The 21,717-nt window shown below is 61.0% G+C and carries 14 protein-coding genes; 7 read left to right on the top strand and 7 right to left on the bottom strand.

Annotation, left to right across the window (positions count from 1 at the left end):
• Positions 1 to 33: 33 nt before the first annotated feature.
• The 3 genes from nthA to oxdA form a co-directional block, all read right to left on the bottom strand.
• Entirely contained in the window at positions 34 to 618 is a 585-nt protein-coding gene (gene nthA, locus AC07OT_RS29640; RefSeq protein WP_065941365.1) for a nitrile hydratase subunit alpha, read from the bottom strand.
• 84 nt (positions 619 to 702) lie between these two features.
• The gene (locus AC07OT_RS29635; RefSeq protein WP_495109753.1) at positions 703 to 2,217 is read right to left on the bottom strand and encodes an amidase; all 1,515 of its coding nucleotides are present in this window, start codon (positions 2,215 to 2,217) and stop codon (positions 703 to 705) included.
• 277 nt (positions 2,218 to 2,494) lie between these two features.
• Positions 2,495 to 3,553, bottom strand: coding sequence for an aliphatic aldoxime dehydratase (gene oxdA / locus AC07OT_RS29630; RefSeq protein ID WP_495109752.1), 1,059 nt, complete (start codon positions 3,551 to 3,553; stop codon positions 2,495 to 2,497).
• 241 nt (positions 3,554 to 3,794) lie between these two features.
• Here oxdA and AC07OT_RS29625 point away from each other — a divergent pair, with 241 nt between their 5' ends.
• A complete protein-coding gene (locus AC07OT_RS29625; protein WP_027605702.1) occupies positions 3,795 to 4,730 on the top strand; it encodes an AraC-like ligand-binding domain-containing protein in 936 nt (311 codons plus the stop codon).
• Between the two features lie 87 nt (positions 4,731 to 4,817).
• Here the strand turns inward: AC07OT_RS29625 and AC07OT_RS29620 are convergent, their stop codons facing one another.
• Positions 4,818 to 5,705, bottom strand: a complete 888-nt coding sequence (locus tag AC07OT_RS29620) for an arginase family protein (RefSeq protein WP_495109751.1) — start codon at positions 5,703 to 5,705, stop codon at positions 4,818 to 4,820.
• A gap of 158 nt (positions 5,706 to 5,863) precedes the next feature.
• Between AC07OT_RS29620 and AC07OT_RS29615 the strand changes: the two genes are divergently transcribed.
• Together AC07OT_RS29615 and AC07OT_RS29610 are read left to right on the top strand one after the other, a co-directional pair.
• Positions 5,864 to 6,760 carry a LysR family transcriptional regulator gene (locus AC07OT_RS29615; RefSeq protein WP_495109750.1) on the top strand — a complete coding sequence of 299 codons (897 nt, stop codon included), beginning with the start codon at positions 5,864 to 5,866 and terminating at the stop codon, positions 6,758 to 6,760.
• 22 nt (positions 6,761 to 6,782) lie between these two features.
• Positions 6,783 to 8,591: an ABC transporter ATP-binding protein gene (locus AC07OT_RS29610; protein ID WP_495109749.1), complete on the top strand. Its 1,809-nt coding sequence runs from the start codon at positions 6,783 to 6,785 to the stop codon at positions 8,589 to 8,591.
• 410 nt (positions 8,592 to 9,001) lie between these two features.
• Here the strand turns inward: AC07OT_RS29610 and glcF are convergent, their stop codons facing one another.
• Genes glcF through glcD form a run of 3 tightly spaced genes read right to left on the bottom strand, consistent with a single transcriptional unit; the run spans position 9,002 to position 12,840 of the window.
• The gene (glcF, locus tag AC07OT_RS29605; RefSeq protein ID WP_495109748.1) at positions 9,002 to 10,273 is read right to left on the bottom strand and encodes a glycolate oxidase subunit GlcF; all 1,272 of its coding nucleotides are present in this window, start codon (positions 10,271 to 10,273) and stop codon (positions 9,002 to 9,004) included.
• A gap of 3 nt (positions 10,274 to 10,276) precedes the next feature.
• Positions 10,277 to 11,341 carry a glycolate oxidase subunit GlcE gene (gene glcE / locus AC07OT_RS29600; RefSeq protein ID WP_495109747.1) on the bottom strand — a complete coding sequence of 355 codons (1,065 nt, stop codon included), beginning with the start codon at positions 11,339 to 11,341 and terminating at the stop codon, positions 10,277 to 10,279.
• The gene (glcD, locus tag AC07OT_RS29595; RefSeq protein ID WP_495109746.1) at positions 11,341 to 12,840 is read right to left on the bottom strand and encodes a glycolate oxidase subunit GlcD; all 1,500 of its coding nucleotides are present in this window, start codon (positions 12,838 to 12,840) and stop codon (positions 11,341 to 11,343) included. Before glcD ends, glcE begins: the two co-directional genes overlap by 1 nt.
• A gap of 722 nt (positions 12,841 to 13,562) precedes the next feature.
• Between glcD and AC07OT_RS29590 the strand changes: the two genes are divergently transcribed.
• The 4 genes from AC07OT_RS29590 to AC07OT_RS29575 all read left to right on the top strand — a co-directional run bounded on the left by AC07OT_RS29590 (position 13,563) and on the right by AC07OT_RS29575 (position 21,699).
• Complete coding sequence (locus AC07OT_RS29590) at positions 13,563 to 14,729, top strand: hypothetical protein (RefSeq protein WP_141155030.1); 1,167 nt, start codon at positions 13,563 to 13,565, stop codon at positions 14,727 to 14,729.
• A 28-nt stretch (positions 14,730 to 14,757) separates the two neighbouring features.
• Positions 14,758 to 15,714: a hypothetical protein gene (locus AC07OT_RS29585; protein WP_065941379.1), complete on the top strand. Its 957-nt coding sequence runs from the start codon at positions 14,758 to 14,760 to the stop codon at positions 15,712 to 15,714.
• Between the two features lie 80 nt (positions 15,715 to 15,794).
• Positions 15,795 to 17,186 (top strand): hypothetical protein, encoded by a 1,392-nt coding sequence (locus tag AC07OT_RS29580; RefSeq protein WP_495102968.1) that lies wholly within the window; start codon positions 15,795 to 15,797, stop codon positions 17,184 to 17,186.
• A 13-nt stretch (positions 17,187 to 17,199) separates the two neighbouring features.
• Positions 17,200 to 21,699, top strand: coding sequence for a DUF6603 domain-containing protein (locus AC07OT_RS29575; protein WP_495109745.1), 4,500 nt, complete (start codon positions 17,200 to 17,202; stop codon positions 21,697 to 21,699).
• Positions 21,700 to 21,717 lie beyond the last annotated feature (18 nt).

Genomic DNA, 21,717 nt, shown 5'->3' with positions numbered 1-21,717 from the left:
ACTCCGGGAGTGAACGATGATGAGGTGTTGTTTTCAGCCCACGCGGGGCAGGGCGACGCCGATCAGCACGTCTTTGGTCACCAGCGCTTGAAGCTGCTCTTCGCTCATGTGTTCTGAGCCTTCCGGCCTGACCGGCAGCACCAGGTAGCGGCTTTCGGCGCTGGTATCCCAGACCTTGACCACCATGTCCCGGGGCAACTCCGTCCCCAGCTCGCGCAGTACCGTGCGCCCCTCCCGGACCAGGCGTGCGCGGAACTCGAAACCCTTGTACCACTCCGGTGGCAGGCCGAGGACCGGCCAGTTGGTGCAGGAGCACAGGCTGCAGACAATCACGTTCTTCAGCGTCGGCGTGTCCTCCAGGGCGACGATGTATTCGCCCTGGGGGCCGGTGTAGCCGAACTGGGCGCAGGCCGCGGTGCCGTCCTTGAGCAACAGTGCCCGGAACTGCGGGTCGACCCACGCCTTGGCCACTACACGGGCGCCGTTCTCGGGGCTCCAGCCGTGCTCCATCAATTGCGTGAGCTGCTCGACATACCCCTCCGGGATGAGTTCCTTGCTCTTGAGGACTTGAAACAATGCCCAGGCTCTTTCGCCGGGCGTTGAAGTAGCTGTACTCATGGGGTCATTCCTATCAGTCAACACGGTGGTAAAGTCATTGGATTTCTTATTGTTCTACGGGCGCCGGCGGCGCCCGTAGACGGCTCAGAGCGTGCGCCAGTCCACGGAGGCTTCAAACGCCGCCGCAGCCTGGTAAAGGGTGCCTTCGGCATAGTGTTTGGCGACCAGCATCAGCCCGACGGGCAGGCCGTCTACCCGCCCGCATGGAATCGACAGGGCGGGATGCCCGGTGATGTCCTGTGGCGCGGTGTTGCCGATCATTTCCAGCGCGCGCGCCACGTACTCAGTGATCGAGCAATCCGCCGGTGGGTGAGGTTGGGCAATGATCGGCGTGGTCGGCATCAGCAGCAGGTCGTAGGTCTGCAGCGCCTTGTCATAGCCCTGCCGGGCAAAGCGCGCGAGGTTTTGCGCCTTGGCGTAATAACGTCCGTTGTAGTGGTTCAGCCCGTATTGGCCGACGAACATGCACAGCTTGAGCGACGCGGACAATTGGTCGGCCTGCTCGCGCCAGCCGACCTGTTTGTCCAGCAGGCCGACATCGTAGAGGCCTTTCCAGTTAAAGCCCGCGCCGTTGGCATGCATCATCTGCATGGTCAAGCCTTCGCAGCCGATGGGGTGCCACAACGAGCCCGCCAGGTTGTGCTCGGGAACGGACACCGCCTCGACCTGCGCGCCCAACGCCTCGAGACGAGCGATGGCGTTACGCACTTTCTCGGCGACGCGAGGGTCCTGGTTGGCCAGTGCGAAGCCCTCTTGCAACACACCGATTTTGAGCCCGCGCACGCCCCTCGTCAGGTAGCTGTGATAGTCGTCGACTTGCGGCGCAGCCTGGCGCGGGTCAAGCCCATCCGCGCCGGCCATGGCTTGCAGCATCAGCGCGTTGTCGCGCACGTTGGCGGTAATGGGGCCGACATGGTCGATCGTGGCTTCAATCGCCATGATCCCGGAGTAGGGCACCAGGCCATGGGTCGGCTTCATGCCGTAGGTGCCGCAGAAGGACGACGGGATTCGGATGGACCCGCCTTGATCACCGCCAACGGCCATGTCCACCTCTCCGGCGGCGACCAACGCCGCACTGCCCGAGGAAGAACCGCCAGCCGCATAACCGTGACGATGGGGGTTGTGCACGGGGGCAGGATCAGAGGTATGACTGCCGCCGGACAAACAGTAATGCTCACAGGTGGCCTTGCCCAGGATCGTTGCCCCGGCATCCAGCAGGCGCGTGACCACGGTGGCGTCGAATGACGGCACGAAACCGGCCAGGGGCGCAGCGCCGTTCATGAGCGGCACGCCTGCCAGGGCGATGTTGTCTTTCAGCGCGACGGTTTTGCCGGCCAGCAGGCCCTCACGGGCTCCATTCACTTCGGCCCGGTAGTACCAGGCGTTCAACGGGTTTTCCTTGTCCGAGGGCCGATAGCCCGAACTGCGTTCGTAGCGTACGGGCGGAACGAAATCAGGCAGCTCATCGACCAGGTCGTACGCGTCGAAACTCGGTTGCATCAGGTCCAGGTACTGCGCAGCCTGCTCCGGCGTCAGCTGCATGTGCAACTGGGTGGCGAGGTCCTGCAGTTGATCAAGCGTGGGTCGAATAATGGCCATGATTTTCCTTGATGTCATCGATGAGCGGCGGAAAGACTTGAGACTGTTCAAACACTTCCAGCACTGTCGGGGTCGGATCATTCCGGGTAGTAATGGAGAACAAATTAGGCCTCTTTTGCCACTGCGGCTTGGTTGAACAGGACACTCGCTTGGCTGAACAGGACAGCTCAGCGCGGTGCCACTTCATGGTCAGATGCCTGTCAAAAAGTGGCCCCGACCCCATGCGCTAGAGATGAGGGCCAAAAAATAATCGGGACGAATGGGGCGGTGCCGGGTGTCAGCTTTGCGCGACACCTGCATCACGCAACATGCCGGTCTGCGGGTGGCAGTTGATGTACTCGAACAGCTGGCTTTTGGCGTCCGAGACCGACACTTCGTGGTACAGCCGCAACTTCACCAGGCCGGCCGCCACACGGAAGAAGGTGACGAAGATGCGCAGGTGGGTGGGATGGGATTCGGCCCAGCGTTCCAGTTTCTCGACCGAACGCCAGTGGCCGATGTTGTAGCTCATGTCGAGGAAGTTGCCGTCGAGGTCGATGTTGCGCACGAAGCGATTGCTGTAGCAGCCCAGGGGCGCACCGTTATCGCGCAGGAAATCCATGCCGTCCTGCAATGTCGGCAAGATTTCGTCGAGGTACAGTGAACGCTCGTCAGCCTCGGCGTCAGCCCAATCCTGGCCGGAGCGAATCAGCGCGATGTTGTCATGGCCCATGACGACGACACGGCCACCTTTGGCCGGGTCGCCCAGTACCACCTTCAGTTCGCCCGTGGGGCTCATCCAGTCGGTCTGGGACGTCGGGAAACGATCGCGCATCGACCCCCAGTAACCGTGCTCTTCGATCTCGCCGCTGGTGGTGTCCATGATCGCGCCCACCCCCGGCAACTGCGTCTGGAACGCATAGAGGGTTTCGAACTGCTCGGCACGCGGCGCGGTGATTTCGCGAAAATAACCCAGCCCATCGTTCAGGCGATCCGGCGATGCCCACCAGTCATTGACGGGCGGTGATCGCAACCAGCGGCAATAGGCTGCGGCGTCCTTCCAGTAGCCGACGATCATCAGGTTGTCGTAGCCACTGTTGTCCGTGTGATGGGTCAAGTCGTGGGTCTGCGGGCCGTCGGGCAGGCTGAAGCTGCCGACGATGTCGCGCATGGCTTTAAGGGCACGCTCACGCTGCGCCTCACCGCGAAACTGCACGCCCAGGTAGGCCATCGCTACCTGCTTCAATTGTTCGCCTGCGCGGCCGACCCACATAGGGAAGGGCGGCTGGTAGTCCTCGGGCACCCGGCGGGACAACGTCCGTGGGCATCTAAGGTGTTTGTCGATCGCAGATTCCATGGGCGGCTCCTTGTTTTTTTCAGGTTCAGGCGTAACGGGCTGGACAGGCTGTGAGGTCATAGTCAGGCAGGTACGAACCGCCTCGCTTTGTTCGCCAGGACAACCGTTTGGTTGGAAAAGACAGATGCCCGATGCCAGGGCTCAGGCGCGATAAAGGGGGCTGGGCGTGGTCTGAATTTTGCTTTCCAAGATCGACCGGCAGCGTGTCGCTGCTTCAAGTCGTTGCATTAAGGTGAGTGCCATGGCTCAGAACAATCACTATTCCACCCTTGCCGTTTCGCAACCGCGTCGCTTCGATTATTGGAAAGAAGTGGTGTGTCGCCATTGTCTTATGGCTGACAGCAAACCCTCGACCCAGAGCGATTTCAACGGAACGCTCCAGGTCTCCGGCGTAGGGGCGTTGGATGTCTCCAGGCTGTCGTCCCCGCTGCACCATTGGGTCCGTTCCGAGCGGCATTTACGCAGTGGCCCCGCCGACGACCTGTGGCTGGGCTTTACCCTCAATGGGTATGGCGAACTTGAGCAAGAGGGGCGCAAGGCCACACTGGGTGCGGGTAATTTGTTCCTTTATGACGCAACCCGACCGTTCCGATTCAGCCTGGGGGGGAGCGAAAACCACTTGATGCGCATCCCTCGGCAGTTGCTGACCGAGCGGTTGCCGCGTGTGGCGGAATGCACCGCAATGGTGCTGGATGACCGCCGCCCTGGCGTGGTGCCGCTGCGCGAGATGCTGCGCCAGATGGCGAACACTCCCGTGCTTCTGGAGGATGGAGGCATTTGCAATCGTTACTCCAACACGATAATCGACCTGCTCGTGATCAGCCTGGAACTCCAGGACCTGAAGACCACTCACCAGGAGCTGGATCTGTATGCGCGGATAATGACCTACATCCAGCACCACTTGAGCGACCGAGAACTGTCGATCGAACTGATCGCCCAAGCCCACCACGTCTCAACCCGCACGGTGACCCGCGCATTCGCCCGTCATCAGAAAAGCCCGGTCGCGGAGATCTGGAAAGAACGGCTGAATGCCAGTCGCGCGGCTATCGAGTGCGGCCAGGTGCGCAGCGTTTCCCAAGCCGCACTGGACTTCGGTTTTTCCGATTTCTCCCACTTCAGTCATGCTTTTCGCAAGGCGTTTGGGGTTGCGCCGCACACGCTTTTGACGCGCAACTGACGGCGCCCAAAACGGCGGGCATCCTGATCCGCCGTTGCGTGTGTGCCAGCGACTTGTTTTGCTGGGGCGGTGGCGTCTTTGCGCCCATTATTTCTTTGCTGGCACGCCGATCAAAGGCAGTCTGGTCAGCATGTTTTTAAGCGCCAACGCGTCCCACGGCAGGTGTTCGGCAATGCCGATTCCAACCACATCGACGACTTTCGCCACGTCGCCAAGGAGGCGAACCACCTGCGCCATCGTCATTTTTCCCTGAGCGATGCCGTCCCACGTGCTGGCAGGAACTTCAGGATTGGCAAACAGCAACGAACGAAACAGCGTGGGGTCCAGCACGTCCAGGTCGAAGTGGATCGCCAGATGTTTCGCCCCTGTCGACGTCAGCCACTGCAGGACGGGTTCGCTGGAGTGAGCCAGTTCGCCGGGACCTGCGCTCGACAGTCCCAGCCGGGCAATCATCGCAGTTTCAGCTGCCATCGTTTTTTGCAGGCCCGCATACATTACATTGGCGGGTTTAATCGGCCGCTTCACGACTTCCAGGAAGTCAGGGTCTCCTTCGCCCAGCAGGTTTCCCAGCACCATCGCGTGGGCATGCTGGAAGTCCTTGGGCGTCAGAATGTCCGGATGAGCATCAATCCATAGAATGGCCAGATCTTCTTCATAACGCTCATTCAAATAGGCAAAAGGCGCCAGATCCACCAGGCAGTCGCCGCCCAGAACGACGAGGCGATCCGGTTGATGCTTGTCGATCAGCGCGCGCGCCTCGTGCAACTGGCGCAGCAACGGGCTCCGGCCGACGATTCCGCCTTCCAGCGCCAGTTCCGAGTCGTCTGGCGGGCTGACAGGGACCTCTTCCATCGGGCCGATGTGTTCAGGCGCCAGCCAGGACAGCAGCCGGGCTCCGAAGTGGTAGGACGGGTTGTTGCCACCTTGCCATTGTGGGAACAGCAAACGCAGGGTCTTGCCGTGGGAGTCAGGCATTCAAAACGCTCCGGTTCGGCACAGCGGATCAAAAATGGATTGAAAACATACGGTTGCCATCGTAAGCACCTCAAGTGAACGTTGGGCGCTACCGTATTCGCTTAGTTTTCGAAGATATACAGGGCTATAGTTGACGCTTTGTTGCGCAGGGCGAGCATATGGATCGATTAACAGCGGCAAAAGTCTTCCTTGAGACCGTCGCCAGGGGAAGCATTTCGGCGGCTGCCACTCATCTGGATATGTCCAGGGCCATGGCCACCCGTTACATCGGATTGATGGAAGAATGGGCCGAGATACGGCTGCTGCACCGGACCACGCGCAAACTCAGCCTGACAGCGGCCGGCGAACAACTGCTACCCATTTGCAAAGAACTCGTGGCGCTGTCGACGGACGTCAAGGTGCTCGGCTCACAAGCCGAAAGTACGCCCAGGGGATTGCTCAGGATCACTGCACCGTCGATCTTTGCGGAATATTGCCTGACGGATGTGCTGATGGCGTTTCTCCAGCGCTACCCGGCTGTCGCCATCGATTTGCAGATTGCAGATGGCATGACCAATCTTGCGCAAGAGGGTATCGATCTGGCGATCAGAGTGACTGACCACCTCGACCCTGGCGTTATCGCGAAGAAGCTCGGCGAAGTCGATTCGTTCATCTGTGCCAGTCCTGCCTATCTCCAGCGCCATGGAGTCCCTGGAGACGTGAGAGACTTGGCCGTTCACAATTGCCTGACTTACGCCTATTACGGGCGCAGCCTCTGGCATTTCATCGTTGACGGCGAGAACGTCATGGTGCCCGTCACCGGCAGCTTCAGTACTAACGAGGCGTCAATCATCGTGCGCGCGGCGTTGAGCGGAACGGGTGTTTCGATGCTGCCGCACTTCGCTGCCGAGCAGGCCATCAAGGAAGGACGTTTGGTTCGACTGTTTCCCGAGCATCGCATCAAACCCATCGGTATCCACGCCGTCTATCTGTCACGCCAGCGTATGCCGAACGCCCTCAAGGCGTTGATCGACTTTCTCTCAACGCGTCTTGCATCCGGTCATCCTGATGCCTGACTTGCCCACTTCAGGAACATTGATGGTGCTGTTCAATCGATTGAGCGCGTTTTCGACCCAGGCGCGCAGGGCACTGGGACTGGTGTGGGAAACCTCACGGCCACTGTTTACGGGGCTGTTGCTGGCGACGATTGTCGCCGGACTGCTGCCTGCACTGGCGGCCTGGATTGGACAGCGCATCGTTGATGGCGTGGTCCACGCCATGCAGGTTCATGCGGCCGGCAGCCAGGCCCCCGTGTGGCCGGTGATGCGCTACGTGCTGGCCGAGGCCGGCGTGCTGGCTTTGTTGGCGGCGGCACAACGGGCGCTGTCGATGCAGCAGTCGCTGTTGCGGGTGAAGCTGGGCGTGAAGGTCAACCTGATGGTCCTGGAGAAAGCCCAGACCCTTTCGCTGCTGCAATTTGAAGACGCCGAGTTCTACGACAAGCTGGTGCGCGTGCGCCAGGGGGCTTCGACGCGCCCGCTGAGCCTGGTGACCAAAGGACTGGGGTTGGTGCAGAACCTCATTTCGCTGGTCAGCTTTGCTGTCCTGCTGGTGCACTTTTCGCCGTGGGCCCTGTTGATTCTGGTGGTCGGTGCGTTGCCGGTGTTCTTCGCCGAGACGCATTTTTCCGGCAATGCGTTCCGCCTGTTCCACCGGCGTGCACCGGAGACGCGCCGGCAGAACTACCTGGAATCGTTGCTCTCCCACGAGTCCCATGCCAAGGAGGTCAAGCTGTTTGGCCTGGCACCGCTGTTCCTCCAGCGCTATCGCGACAACGCCCAGCGCTTGTATACGGAGGACCGCCAATTGACGCTGCGCCGCGATGCCTGGGGCTTCGCATTGGGCCTGCTGGGCACCGCAGCGTTTTACCTGGCCTACGCCTGGGTGGTACTCGACACCGTGCGTGGCCAGACGAGCCTGGGCCAGATGACCATGTACATCGTGCTGTTCAAGCAGGGGCAGGCCGCAATCACCGCCAGCCTCAGCGCCATTGCCGGGCTGTACGACGACAGCCTGTTCCTCTCGGACCTGTATGAATACCTTGAAACCCCCGTGATCACGCCGCGCGGCCGGCTCACCGAGGGCGCGCGCCCTGGCGATGGCCTGCGCTGCGAGCAGGTGGGGTTCACCTACCCAGGCGCCGGATCCGCCGCGCTGCGCAATATCAGCCTGCACCTGGCACCGGGGAAAAGCCTGGCCCTGGTGGGTGAAAATGGTTCCGGCAAGACCAGCCTGATCAAACTGCTGACCCGTCTGTATACCCCGGATGAAGGCCGCATCCTGCTCGACGGCAGCGACCTGCAGGAGTGGGATGAACACACCCTGCGCCAGCGCATCGGCGTTATTTTCCAAGACTACATCCGCTACCAGATGAGTGTCGGCGAGAACCTCGGCGTGGGGGACGTCGATGCCCTGGACGACCAGGCCCGCTGGCGCAGCGCTGCCACTCAAGGTGTGGCGGCGGAATTTATCGAGCGCTTGAGCCATACCTATTCAACCCAGCTGGGACGCTGGTTTGGAGGCCAGGAACTGTCCGGGGGGCAGTGGCAGAAAGTCGCCTTGTCGCGGGCGTACATGCGTCAGGATGCCGATCTGCTGATCCTCGATGAGCCCACTGCCGCGCTGGATGCCGGGGCTGAAGCGGCGGTGTTCGAGCACTTCCGTGAGCATGCCAGGGGCCGCATGACCCTGCTGATTTCCCACCGTTTCTCCAGTGTGCGCAGTGCGGATCACATTATTGTGCTGGAACGCGGGCAGATTCTGGAGGAGGGCAGCCATCACCAGCTGATGGCTGCAGGTGGACGTTATGCCGAGCTGTTCGACGTTCAGGCGCGGGGCTATCGCTAGGAAACCCAGCGCCGGGTGTCTGCCGATCCCTTCAAATGACCTGTACAGATCGAGCTGGCGCCACTCAATCTGCACGCGGGTCGCGAGCATCCGCTGTTCATCTGCGCGCGCCAACGCGACCAGTCCCGGGTCTGGACCTCGGCGTTGTTCCTCACGCTTGCTTAAGGCCTCCGTGGCTGAACCCTGTCCGGGAGAGCGCAAAGAACCCTGTGGCGAGCGGGCTTGTTGTGGTGACCGGGCTTGTTGTGGTGAGCGGGCTTGCCCCGCGCTGGGGTGCGAAGCAGCCCCTGATGAAGACGAATGCGGTGTATCAGGCACGCCTCTGCGCCTGGTTTTGGGGCTGCTTCGCACCCCAGCGCGGGGCAAGCCCGCTCACCACAGGGGGCCGATTCAATCCAGGCATTGCGCCCCTAGATTGCTGTGGGCTTCGGTGCGTGCAGCCGCAAGGATTCTGCAGTACCTGGTGAGGGCAACGCGGCCTCGACCAGTTCGATCCAGTGCCTGACCGGGGTGCGTCCTGCGCCGTCGAGGTGGGACTGGCAGCCGATGTTGGCGGTGACGATGACGTCGGGGTGGCCGCTTTCCAACGCATTCAGCTTGTTATCGCGCAGTTGCCGCGACAATTCGGGCTGGGTCAGCGAATAGGTGCCCGCCGAGCCGCAGCACAGGTGGCCGTCGGGAACCGCGGTCAGGTCGAAGCCCAGCCTTGTCAGCAGGGTTTCAACGGCTCCGCCGAGTTTTTGCGCGTGCTGCAAGGTGCAGGGGCAGTGGAACGCCAGGCGCTGGTCGCTGTGTACACCGAGCTTATCCAGTGGCTCGCCGCGCAGCACTTCAACCAGGTCCCTGGCCAGGGCACTGACCCTTTGCGCCTTGTCGGCATACGCCGGGTCGGTGCTGAGCAGGTGGCCGTAATCCTTGATAAAGGCCCCGCAGCCGCTGGCGGTTTGCACAATGGCCTCGGCCCCGTTTTCAATGCTCGGCCACCATGCATCAATGTTGCGGCGGGCGCGCTCAAGGCCCGCAGCCTGAGCGTCGAGGTGGTAATCCACCGCACCGCAGCAGCCTGCCTCGCGGGTGGATATGACGCTGATCCCCAGGTGATCCAGCACCCGCGCCGTGGCGGCGTTGGTATTGGGTGACAGGTGCGGTTGCACACAGCCCTCAAGCATCAATACCTGGCGGGCGTGGCGCGTGGTCGGTAGCGGTTTTGGCGGGTAGACGCGGCGAGGCAACTTGGCCTGCAAGGTGTTGGGCAACAATGCTCGAAATAGCTGGCCACTGCCGATCAGCAGGTTGAACAACGCGGGATTCGGAACGACGTTGCGCAACCCTTCGCGCAGTAAACGCTGACTGAGCGGGCGTTGCACTGCCGCGTCGACCACCGCCCGGCCGATGTCGAGCAAATTGTGATAGTCGACGCCGGAGGGGCAGGTGGTTTCGCAGTTACGGCAAGACAGGCAACGGTCCAGATGTTCCTGGGTCTTGCGCGTGACTTCATTGCCTTCGAGCACCTGCTTGATCAGGTAGATGCGCCCCCTCGGGCCATCCAGTTCATCGCCCAGCAGTTGATAGGTCGGGCAAGTGGCATTGCAAAAACCGCAGTGCACGCAACTGCGCAGGATGCGTTCGGCTTCTGCGGCGCGCGGCAGTCGGCGGGCGTCTTCGCTCAAGGTGGTCTGCATGGTTCAAAGCTCCGCGTACAGGCGACCGGGGTTGAAGATGCCCCGTGGATCGAGTTGCTGCTTCAGGTTCCGGTGGTAGCGCATCAACGTGTCGGGCAGCGGTTGGAAGGGACTGTCGATCAGGCCCGGGTGGTAGCAGGTCCCATGCCCGCCGGCTTTTTCGACCACCGCGCGAATGACCCTCACGTCGGCGTCGGATTTGAGCCAGCGCTGGGCGCCACCCCAGTCGATCAATTGGGTACCTGGCAGCGCCAGTCGGGGCGTGTTGTGCGGCAAGGACAGGCGCCAAAGGGGCAGTTCCTCATCGAAAAAACTCAACCTGTGTTCGTTCAGGTCTTGCCAGTAGGCCGCGTCCAGCAACTCGCCGCCCAAGCGCTCATGGGCCGCCGCTACCGAGCCTTCGCCCCCTTCGAGCCGCAGGTGCAGGCGCTGGCCATCGTGACACGCCGCGCTGATCGGCAGCGGTTGCTGCCCCCATTCCGCCAGGCGCAGCAAGGCACGGTCGGTGTCCATTTCCAGGCTGATACTCAAGGTTTGCCGTGGTTTGGGCAGGACCTTGAGGGACACTTCGGTCACCACCCCAAGTGCGCCGTAACTGCCGGCCATCAAGCGCGACAGATCGTAGCCGGCGACGTTCTTCATGACCTCGCCGCCGAAGCGCAAATGCTTGCCCTGTCCGGTGATGACCCGCGTCCCGAGGACAAAGTCGCGGACCGATCCTGACCAGGGACGCCGCGGCCCCGAGAGTCCGCAGGCAATCATGCCGCCGACGGTGGCGTGCTCACCGAAGGAGGGCGGTTCGCAAGGCAGCATCTGGTGCGCGGCGTCCAGCACTTCTGCCAGCTCCGCCAAGGGCGTGCCGCAACGGGCGGTGATCACCAGTTCCGTCGGGTCGTAGCTGACGATGCCCCGGTGGGCGCGGGTGTCGAGGACTTCCCCGGTGACAGCGCGGCCGAGGAACGCCTTGCTGTTGGAGCCCTGGATACGCAGCGGCGTGGCGTCGTTCAGCGCCTGGTTGACCTGCTCCAGCAGCGCTGCGCTGGCGTCGATAGGGGGGTCGCTGCGCATCAGAAACGCTCCAGGTCGGGGAAGGGCACCTGACCCAGATGAACGTGCATGGCGCCAAACTCGGCGCATCGATGCAACGTCGGGATGTTCTTGCCGGGGTTGAGCAATCCGCCGGGGTCGAAGGCGGCTTTGACGGCGTGGAACACGGTCAGCTCATCGCTATTGAACTGGGCACACATCTGATTGATCTTCTCGCGGCCCACACCGTGTTCACCGGTAATGCTGCCGCCGACCTTCACGCACAATTCGAGTATCTTGCCGCCCAGGGCTTCGGCGCGGTCGAGTTCGCCCGGTTGATTGGCATCGAACAGGATCAGCGGGTGCATGTTGCCGTCGCCGGCGTGGAAAACATTCGCCACCCGCAGGCCGTACTCGGTCGATAACGCCGCGATAGCGTGCAGCACCCCAGGCAGTTCGCGGCGCGGGATTGTCCCGTCCATGCAGTAATAATCCGGTGAGAGGCGGCCCACCGCCGGAAACGCATTCTTGCGTCCGGCCCAGAAACCCACGCGTTCAGCCTCATCCCGAGCCTGGCGCACTTCGGTGGCGCCGGCCTGTTCCAGCACCTGCCGCACGCGGTGGCAGTCGTCGTGGACGTCGGCTTCCACGCCATCGAGTTCACACAACAGAATCGCTTCGGCGTCCACCGGGTAGCCGGCGTGAATGAAGTCTTCGGCGGCGCGAATGGCCAGGTTGTCCATCATCTCCAGGCCGCCCGGGATGATGCCGGCGGCAATGATGTCACCCACCGCACGGCCAGCCTTTTCGACGCAATCGAAGGCGGCCAGCAGCACTTTGGCGGTTTGTGGTTTGGGCAGCAGCTTGACCGTGACCTCGGTGATCACCCCGAGCATGCCTTCGGAGCCGGTGAACAACGCGAGCAGATCGAAACCCGGAGCATCGAGGGCCTGGGACCCCAGGCTCAGAGGTTCGCCGTCGACGGTTAGCACGTCGACTTTGAGCAGGTTGTGCACGGTCAGCCCGTACTTCAGGCAATGCACGCCACCGGCGTTTTCCGCCACATTACCGCCGATGGAACAGGCGATCTGCGAGGAAGGGTCCGGCGCGTAATACAAGCCAAACGGCGCAGCCGCCTGGGAAATCGCCAGGTTGCGTACCCCCGGCTGAACCCGGGCGGTGCGGGCGGCGGGGTCGATGTGCAGAATGTTGTTGAAGCGCGCCATCACCAGCAGCACGCCTTTTTCCAGCGGCAGCGCACCGCCGGACAACCCGGTGCCCGCGCCGCGAGCCACCACCGGTACACGCCGCTCATGGCAGACTCGAAGCACGCCCTGGACCTGATCGATGTGGCGCGGCAGCACCACCAGCATGGGCGTGGTGCGATAAGCCGAGAGTCCGTCGCATTCGTACGGCTTGAGCGCTTCGTGCTGGTGCAGGATTTCCAGGTCAGGCAAGCGAGTCTGCAGGGCGTGCAGCAGCGCCTGTTTGTCGACGTCAGGCAGGACGCCGTCGACGCGTTCATCGTAGAGAATGTTCATAGTCGGTAGGCAACCCTCCGTTGTTTTTATTCGAGGTCTGTTCCGATGCAGCTGGCTTGCATCATTCGCCTGGGGCGATTTACTGTCCAGTCGATTAGTCGGATGTTTGGGCAGTCGTGAGTCGAACGCTGAAGCTGCTCATACCCGCTTGAGATTGCATGGACAGCACAGGAACGGACAGTAACCGGGACTCATCGAGCCGATTTTGCAAGCCCATTCCTCCCCCCTGTCGATTGTTATCCTCAGCGAGATATGCTCAGACGACCGGCGGTAGCAAACCGGGCCGGAAAAAATTAGACAGGGTGATGGCTCGTTGCTATACCCATTCAGCGGATACACCCGCCACACCGGTAATGGGGAGCGCAGCCCCCCAACCGGGCATATAAAGTTCTGATCTAGCATTCCAGTGTTAAGCAGTCGAGATTTTCAATCGCAATGGTTCTCTGCCACTCCGGCCGAGAGCTCGGATCGCTGACCTAGGCCAAGGAGGCCGATGATGCGTTTGCCAATGATTTGCTCGAACTCATTTCCCTTCCTGCAACACCTGTCGAACGCCGACCGGCGCACGCTCGCCGTTCGTGTCGAACGCTACCCAATACCTCGATACCCGTAGACCGTTGCAAGTCACCTGATGTGATGTTGCATGGAGAGGGTTTAACCGGCGCATCCATCTAAGTTGTCATCATTCCGACTATCACTCTTTTAAAATGTGAGGCCTCATCATGGCTGTCAAAAATGATTTTCTGATTCGAAATAATCTGAGTGACACTGGTAAATTACCGCGCTCGGGGAGCTGGACCGGGAGCCCCGATATCCTGGTCGCTGGCCAAAGTGCGCTGACGACCCAGGAAATGGTTTCGAAGTATGACCAAGCTTACGATCAGGACGTAAAAGAGTTCTTCAGCAATAACTTTTATGTCCGCGCGAAAAACGTCAGTGCGGCAAATGTCTCCCAAAACATCTATTTGTTTCAGGTGCCGCAGAATCTCTTCCTGGCCCCGAATGTCTGGTACAACCAAGACAGTCTGATGAACTACACCTCCGTCGTCGAGGACCCTAACGATCCGAGAAAAACCATTGAAGTGCGGCAGAACTATCAAACCCTGACTGCCGGTCCAGGAGAAGTAGTTGCCACTAATGCGTTCACCTGGAAGCCGCAAACCACCGAGCACCATTGCCTGATAGCGGTCGTCGCGGACAGTTTCGATGCGGTGAATGCGCAGTTCCCGTCGGGCGTCAATTCCAGCGTCGATCAATACGCGGCGTGGATCTACGCCAACCGCAACCTGGGCTGGCACAACGTGAATATCCAGGCGGTCTCGGCCTCGGATGTTTATGAGCAGCAGATCAGCATGAACCAGACTTGGGATGATGCGCTGTTCACCTGCTCTATCCAGATAACCAACGTGCCGGTCGGGGCGGTCGTCGGTTTCTCGTCAAACAACAACACCAAATGGGGCGACTCCATTGCCGTCGGGGACACCCCCGTACCGCAAAAACCCGGTGCTCCAGACCCCAACGTCAACCCCAACTTTATCGTCGGCACCAATGTGAAAATCCAGGGTGGTTATGCCGGCAAAGTCACCTTCTATGTCAACTTCAAAGGCAAGCCAAAGCCCGCAAACTTCACCATGCAGTTTGTTGTGACCAATGCACCTGAACTGTCGGCCGCAGTGCGTGCCAGCATCAGTGATTTGCTGGATGGGGATCAGAACCTGGAGAACCATTACAAGCGTTGCAACTTCGATGAACACAGTGTGTTTGTGGACTCGAAAAACGGCGAGCGGTACCTGGGCTACGAAGGCTACAGGACACTCCTGGATGTAGAGCCGACGCTGGTGACAATTGTCGGTTCCAATGGCGTTGTTCCCAACGGCGGCTTCCGTTAGGCCGAAACCTTTTAAGGAGGAATGCAACATGTCTAATGACTACAACTGGCTATTCGTGCGCAACAACCTGGCCCAGACATCGCCAGGCAAGACGCCGCCGAACGACGCCTCGCCGGACCTCATCACCCGCAGTGCGCCCGCCGGCCCCGCGGACCTCAGCAGTTTCGTGGAGTGCTACGACCAGGGCTTTTCGCAGGCTGTCGATTATCACGGCACCAACTACGTGTATGTCCGGGCCAAGAACCTGAGCACGGATGTCACTAAGACGGCCGTCGGCAGCGTTCAGCTGTGGTATTGCAGCGCGGATAACATCAACAAGAAGCTGCAGTGGGTCCGATTGAACACCCAGGACCAGAGCAACGTTGTCAGCATCAGCGCGCCAGGGCAGGGGGTGGCCGTCACCGACACGCCGTTCCTGTTCAGCAACGTGTCGCCACCCGTACAGGGTGCGCCGTATAACCTGATCGCCTTCATTACCGATGCCAACCATCCGGCACCTGCCGGCAGCGCGATTATCCCGCTGCAAGAGGCGATCGTGGAAGCGGGTAATGCGGCCTACGTTGCGCTGGCGATCCCGCCCAAGCCGCCGACTCCCGCCACAGGCTTCGGCTGGTCGAGCACAGTTGCACTGAATAACGCCAATCCGGTGGATGTGACGGTGGCGTTGTCGTCTTCCAGGTTTGATCCGGATGCCGAAATGTATTTCATCTTCGATACCCCGGATGCCAACGGCGAGATCATCTCGATCGGTAAGTCCCCGCTGGTCACCGGGCGAGTCTTTGCTACCAGTGCGACGTTGCCGGCCAACTACGTCAGCAAAGTCACCGCCTATTACAACGCCAAGGTCCCCGTCAGCGGCCAGCTCAGCGCAGATTTCGCGCTGCAGGTGATTCAGGCTCCCCCGCAGGGTGGGGGGGTACAGCCGTCGAAATTGCTCGAGCAGTTCAAGGTGTCGCTGACGCAACTCCTTGCGGTTGCCAAGTAAGGCCCTAGCCCAGCGCAGGGGACCGCGCAGGCGGTCTCCTGCAACAGCCACTCACTTGGATAACCGGGTCAGGAGTATTTATGGCGATTACCCTGCGCGTGAAAAGCAACTATGGCGGCAACCTGGTCAGTCAAAAGTATCAGCCGATTGAAACCCCGGTACTCGAAGATACCGACCAGAGCGATTGCCTGGAGTTGGTCAACGACAGGATCGATGTATTGCGCGACGCGGGAAAGCTGCCCCGGGCGCTGGACTTCTACACCAACGGCACCTCGGCCGCGATTCTACTCGCCGAAAACAATGCTGCGTCCCTGCCGCCGCTGGTCGTCATTTCAAGCAATCGCAGCGACTGGATCGCCTCCGGTTTCGCACGCGGTGCGGATCTTCTGCAAGACCTGAGGCAGACCCACTTCGCCAATGTGTCGGACCTGCAAGCTTTCAATGCACGCACCCAGCAAAACCCTAGCGGCCAAATCGTGCCAGACACGCGCCCGGTACCGGCCTGGTATTACCCGGGGCGGGTCAATGATGCCAATCGGCGCATCTATCTCATTGTTCACGCTCTCGAATACCCCAAGTACTGGAAAGTCTTGCACACCGTTCCCAACCTGCATGTCATCGGTTGGTCGTTCCATAACGATGCCGGCTGGCTGCTGGGTGGGAACTATCCCTATGTCGGTTTCGGCGCCAGCCGTTACGCGGCCATCGAGTTTTGCAAATGGCTGCGGCGCAGCTCCAACAATCGCTGGAACTACGCCTGGCTGGTGGATGACAACGTCTATCACCTTAATGCCTTCCGGGGGCTGGCCGCCGCCGAAGGTGCGATGCTCGCACGCGGCTTCATCGGGATGGGATTTGGCAGCGAAACGGCCACCGATACCACCGACAGCATCATTGCTGATCGTCAGGCGCATCGAAGGTTGCTGGGCAGCCCGGGTGGGGACTACCTGAACTCGGTGTTCAGGACAGACCGGGTACTCCAGCAGGCGGTGCTGTGGAACATCGACTGGCTTGACCAGAACAACCTGAACTTCAGCCCGTATTTCATCGCCTCGGCCGAGGACACCAGCCTCACCAACTATCTCGACATCAAGAGGCACGCCTTTGGCATCACCACTGAGTCGACCATCCTCAAGCAGACGAACAGCTATTTCGACAGCGACGAGAAGGGCAAGGTCCTCAACAGCATCCGTTACAACTACGAACGCTGGTATGCGATCACTGAAGGCACCAAGAGCGTCATCAATCAGGGCGCAGCCGCCACGCCTGTCTCGCTGAAGGACTTCATCGTCAACAGCGTGTTCCCCGTTTCGCAGATCGCTTCCCAGGCCGGGAATGCCGAAGCTCGCAACCGTGCCATCTGCCAGGCCGTGGAATCGATCATCGCTGCCGGGGTGAAGAAGGCCGGCTTTATCCCCGACAAGTTGTTCCAGCCCAACGGTAATAACCAACAAGTGACCAATATCACTTGAGCAGGAGTCCACAGTGGATATCAATCAACTGGCAAGCGACCTACGCAAGCAGGCAGCGGACAACGGTAAGGTGGTGCTCGATAACCGCCTGCTGAGCGATGAGCAGGTAGCGGACATCGCCACCGCGTTCTTGTTGGAAAAAGGCACCAAGCTGACGGTCGAGGGCCTGCAGAGCAGCGATGTCAGCGGGCCCGACCAAGGCGTCGTGCGAGTCAACACCGGGACCGCTGCGCTGCTCAAGGTCAGCGAAGTCGGCGTCCAGCTGAGTTTTACCGCCAGTGATGGCAAGGTGGCTGTACTTATCGGTGCAACCTTGCCGCCGGGCTGGGAGCTTGCTTCCAGCTTCCCGGGGATGACGTTCTTCCCCTTTGGGCTGTTGAAACCAGCCAACCCGCGCTTCGTCTATACCTCGCTGGCACAGACGACCTATCGCTGGTCAAAGGACGATGCGACCTTCATTTGCCTGGCCCAAGGACAGAACTTCCTGTCCACGATCGGGCTGGAGAACATCAGCGGTGTCGGCGCGATTCTCGGCGATCTGGTGGGCAGTACGCCGTACAAGTTCTATGGGCCGTTCGCCCCGGCCGCAGATGCGCCGTACCCGACCGGGCGGCTTAGCGCCCCGGTTTCCGAAGGCGTGTTTTCCATTGGGGTAGGGGACTGGCGGTTGAGCCTGGCTGCGCCAGCGGTGGGGGTGAGCATCAGCGAGAAGGGCGATGAGCCCCAGCAGATCGGCTTCGCAATCTCCTCGCTGTTCGACGGCAAACTCGACTGCGGCGTGGAGATCACCCGGAGCCTCGATTCGCTGGTGATTTTCGCGCAACCGGCACCGGGTGCGACGTTCAGCGCGTCGGACCTGATCAAGAGCCTGCCGGGCGGGCAACACTACGACGAGTACATTCCAAGTGTGCTCAGCAAGGTGTTCGAGAACATCGGCCTGACGTTCTATCGCATGGTGCTGGCGAACAAATCGGCACCGGTCAGTTCGGTCACGCTCGCCATCCATACCGAGGCCCCCTGGACACTGATACCCAGCGTGCTGTCGTTGGAGTCGCTGACGCTGATGGTCAGGCTGACCGAGCCCGCCGGACCGAAGCCCACGACTAATGTCGAGATCCGGGCCTCGGCGCAGTTCCTGCCAACGATCTTCAACACCACGTTCGACTTTTCGATCGTGCTCGTCAAACAGGCGGCCGCTTGGAATATCGACCTGATCAGCGGGCAGATGACCGATAGTGTGTCGCTGGGCAGTATCGTCAAGGGTGTGGTCAGTGCGTCGGTGCCGGTGCCCGATGTGCTGAGCACCATCGTGTTCGACAGTTTCGGCGTGACGGTGGCAGGGGGCGAAAGCAATTATGCCTACACGGTGTTCGGGGCTGCCCGCACGGCGTTCACGCTCTTGGACACCAGCGTGGATGCACAGATGTCGGTGCTGTTCAAAAAGACTGGCGCGGACGCATCTGTAGCGCTGACAGGCAGCTTCGTGATTGGGCAGCAGAACTTCAGTTTCGCCCTGACGTTCGATTCCGGCACCCAGCCCGGCCTGAAGATCCAGGCGAACTGGAAAGCCCAGGACAACGACTACCTGCAGTTCGCAGATATCGCCGGGGCGCTGGGTTTCTCGATTCCCGCCATCCCTGCGGAACTTGACCTGGCCCTGTCGCAGGCGAGCTTCGTCTATGACATGAGCAACAACACCGTGCTGCTGTCGGCGACTTCGGCCCATTACGGCACAGGCACTTTCGTGGCGCTCAAATCCCTGGACCCGAAGACCGGGACCAGTACCTCGAACTACGTGTTTCAGATGCTGCTCGGCTTTGAAGCGTCGCTGGCCGATCTGCCGCTCGTGGGCAAGATCTTCACCGACGATAACCTGGGCAGCATCAAGAACGTGCAGGCGCTCTTCGCCGCATCGCCCCTCAGCGCCGATGAGGTGCAAAAGCTCAACGCCTTGCTGACGCAGGCACAGGTGCCGTGCCGCTTGCCGTTACCTAAGGATGCCAAGGGCTCGACCACGGTTATTGCCGCAGGCTTCAACTTTGCCGCCGACATCGAACTGGGCGGCGTAGCGTTGCCGCTCTCGGCCGGTGGCGATACCGCACCCGTGAGCACGCAGACGGTGGCGGCCGTAGCGGCGAAACCACCGGCGGGCAATGCCGCCTGGTTGACGGTGGGGAAATCCATCGGCCCGGTGTCGCTCGCCCGCGTCGGTGTACGTTACGAAGACGGCCGTGTTTGGCTGCTGATCGATGCCGGGTTCAGCCTGGCGATGTTGTCCTTCGATCTGCAGGGCCTGGGGCTCGGCTTCAAGATCCCTGATAGCAAGGGCTCGGATCTGGACATCTCGGCCCAACTGGATGGCATGAGCCTGGCGTTGCAGACCGGTCCGCTGAGCATCTCCGGTGGCTTCCTGCGCTTTGACAAAGACTACCTGGGGGAAGCGCGGGTCAATGTGGCGACGTTCTCGCTCACCGCCATCGGTGGCTATGCGCCCGATGAAAGCTCCTTCTTTATCTTTGTTCGGCTTCAGCAACCGCTGGGTGGGCCGCCGTTTTTCTTCGTGACGGGGCTGGCTGGCGGTTTTGGCATCAACCGTAGCCTGGGGCTGCCGAGCATCGACCAACTGACCAGCTACCCGTTGCTGCCGCAGAACAACAAGCGCCCGGAAAACAGCTTTCCCACCACCCTGGGTACGAGCAATCCTGGGCAAGTGTTGCAACAAACGCTGGTCAAGACTGCAGCGTACATTCATCCACAGGCGGGCGAGTACTGGGTGGCGGCCGGCATCGATTTCACCTCGTTCGAAATGGTCGACGCCACCGCTTTGCTCACGGTGTCCTTCGGCGTCTCGCTGGAAGTGGCGCTGCTCGGAATCTGTCGAGTGACGGTACCCAAGGGCGCGCCAAAGCCCATCGTCTACCTCGAAGTAGCGCTGGAGGCGCGTTTCGAGTCCAGCAGCGGACTGATCGCCGTCGATGGCCGTCTGACCCCGGCGTCGTTCATCTACGCCGGGCTCTGCCACGTCAGTGGCGGGTTTGCGTTCTACACCTGGTTCGCCGGTGAACACTCCGGGGAGTTTCTGGTCTCGATGGGCGGCTACAGCCCGCGGTTCAAGAAACCTGACTATTTCCCGACCGTGCCGCGCTTGCAGATGGTCTATGAAACCGGGCCGTTGGTGCTCAAGGGCGAATGCTACTTCGCGCTGCTCTCGCACACGCTGATGGCGGGTTTCACGGTCCAGGCCACTTGGGAATCGGGGCCGATCAGCGCCTGGTTCAGCGTGGGAATCGATTTTCTGCTGGGCTGGCGGCCGTTCCATTACGAAGCCGCCGCGTATATTCACCTGGGCGCCTCGTTCAAGGCCAACCTGCTGTTTGTCACCGTCAAAATCACCATTCACGTGGGTGTCGACCTGAACATCTGGGGCCCCGAGTTCGGCGGTGTAGCCACGATTGACCTGGACATCATCAGTTTCAGCGTGCGCTTCGGCAGCGGCAGGGCCGAACCCGATCCCGTGACTTGGGAAGACTTCAAAACGTCGTTTCTGCCGGCGGCAAATGGCGACACAAAACGCCTGGAGATGTTCAGCCGCACCGACGCCGACAAGGCCGGTGACGTACAGCCAACCCAACTGGTCAGGGGCACGGTCCAGCAGGGTTTGATCAGCGACCTCAAGGCCAAGGACAGCACGGCCTTCTTCGACTGGGTACTCGACCCCAATCATTTCGGTATCGCCTCGAGCATGGTCATTCCCAGCAAGACGGCGCGGTTCAACGACTTCAAGGTCAATACGCCGTTCACCCCGGCGGGCGCGTTCACCTATGTCGGTAGCGGCACGCCCGCCGCGATGCCCACGGCCCATGGCGCGAATGACGATGGTGCGGGCTGGGCCGATGATTTCGGTGTCCTGCCCATGGCGCTGAAGGCTAGCCAGTTCAGCGTCGACCATCAGATGCAATTGACTCGACTGCCAGCCGGCGAGGACTACACCAAACCTGAAAACTACAACGTGCCGGTCAACGAAGTGGCGTTCGGCATCGCCTTGCAGAACGCCCAGTCTGCCCTGTGGGCCGGGCAGGACCCTGGCATCAACGGGGCGCGGATGATCGCCAACACACTGAGTGGCCTGGAACTCTCGCCAATGATCCGTCACCCGGCAATCACCGCGGACGCGGACCTTTGGGCGCTGCTTTTCGACACCACGAAGAAGATGCTCTGGCTGCTCGATACACCCAGCGTCGCCACCCGCGACAGCTTCGCCGCCGTCATCAGCGAGGAGGGCACCGTGCTGACCTACACCCGTGCGACCGCCAGTATCCGCAACGTCAACTTCGAACTGGCCGACCTGGCGGCGGCAGCGGTCGCCGCCGAACGCAAGAAGATGGTCGATAGCCTCGACTCGCTCGGTTTCAACTTTGACAGCGCCGCACTCGATGTCAGCCGTCTGGCCCGTTACCCGCTCTGGGACTGGCCGCTGATTCGTGTGCTCGGCGAGGAAACGAGTGCAATTTGATCACTACGTGTTGGAGAT

It is taken from the genome of Pseudomonas sp. GW821-FHT09C10, from assembly GCF_059418085.1.
Note: the sequence above shows the minus strand (reverse complement) of the source record. Positions and strands in the feature narration are given on the sequence as shown.

Excerpts from the sequence above, each read along its gene's own strand:
- nthA (WP_065941365.1), bottom strand. The coding sequence starts at position 618 with ATGAGTACAGCTACTTCAACGCCCGGCGAAAGAGCCTGGGCATTGTTT.
- AC07OT_RS29635 (WP_495109753.1), bottom strand. The coding sequence starts at position 2,217 with ATGGCCATTATTCGACCCACGCTTGATCAACTGCAGGACCTCGCCACC.
- oxdA (WP_495109752.1), bottom strand. The coding sequence starts at position 3,553 with ATGGAATCTGCGATCGACAAACACCTTAGATGCCCACGGACGTTGTCC.
- AC07OT_RS29625 (WP_027605702.1), top strand. The coding sequence starts at position 3,795 with ATGGCTCAGAACAATCACTATTCCACCCTTGCCGTTTCGCAACCGCGT.
- AC07OT_RS29620 (WP_495109751.1), bottom strand. The coding sequence starts at position 5,705 with ATGCCTGACTCCCACGGCAAGACCCTGCGTTTGCTGTTCCCACAATGG.
- AC07OT_RS29615 (WP_495109750.1), top strand. The coding sequence starts at position 5,864 with ATGGATCGATTAACAGCGGCAAAAGTCTTCCTTGAGACCGTCGCCAGG.
- AC07OT_RS29610 (WP_495109749.1), top strand. The coding sequence starts at position 6,783 with ATGGTGCTGTTCAATCGATTGAGCGCGTTTTCGACCCAGGCGCGCAGG.
- glcF (WP_495109748.1), bottom strand. The coding sequence starts at position 10,273 with ATGCAGACCACCTTGAGCGAAGACGCCCGCCGACTGCCGCGCGCCGCA.
- glcE (WP_495109747.1), bottom strand. The coding sequence starts at position 11,341 with ATGCGCAGCGACCCCCCTATCGACGCCAGCGCAGCGCTGCTGGAGCAG.
- glcD (WP_495109746.1), bottom strand. The coding sequence starts at position 12,840 with ATGAACATTCTCTACGATGAACGCGTCGACGGCGTCCTGCCTGACGTC.
- AC07OT_RS29590 (WP_141155030.1), top strand. The coding sequence starts at position 13,563 with ATGGCTGTCAAAAATGATTTTCTGATTCGAAATAATCTGAGTGACACT.
- AC07OT_RS29585 (WP_065941379.1), top strand. The coding sequence starts at position 14,758 with ATGTCTAATGACTACAACTGGCTATTCGTGCGCAACAACCTGGCCCAG.
- AC07OT_RS29580 (WP_495102968.1), top strand. The coding sequence starts at position 15,795 with ATGGCGATTACCCTGCGCGTGAAAAGCAACTATGGCGGCAACCTGGTC.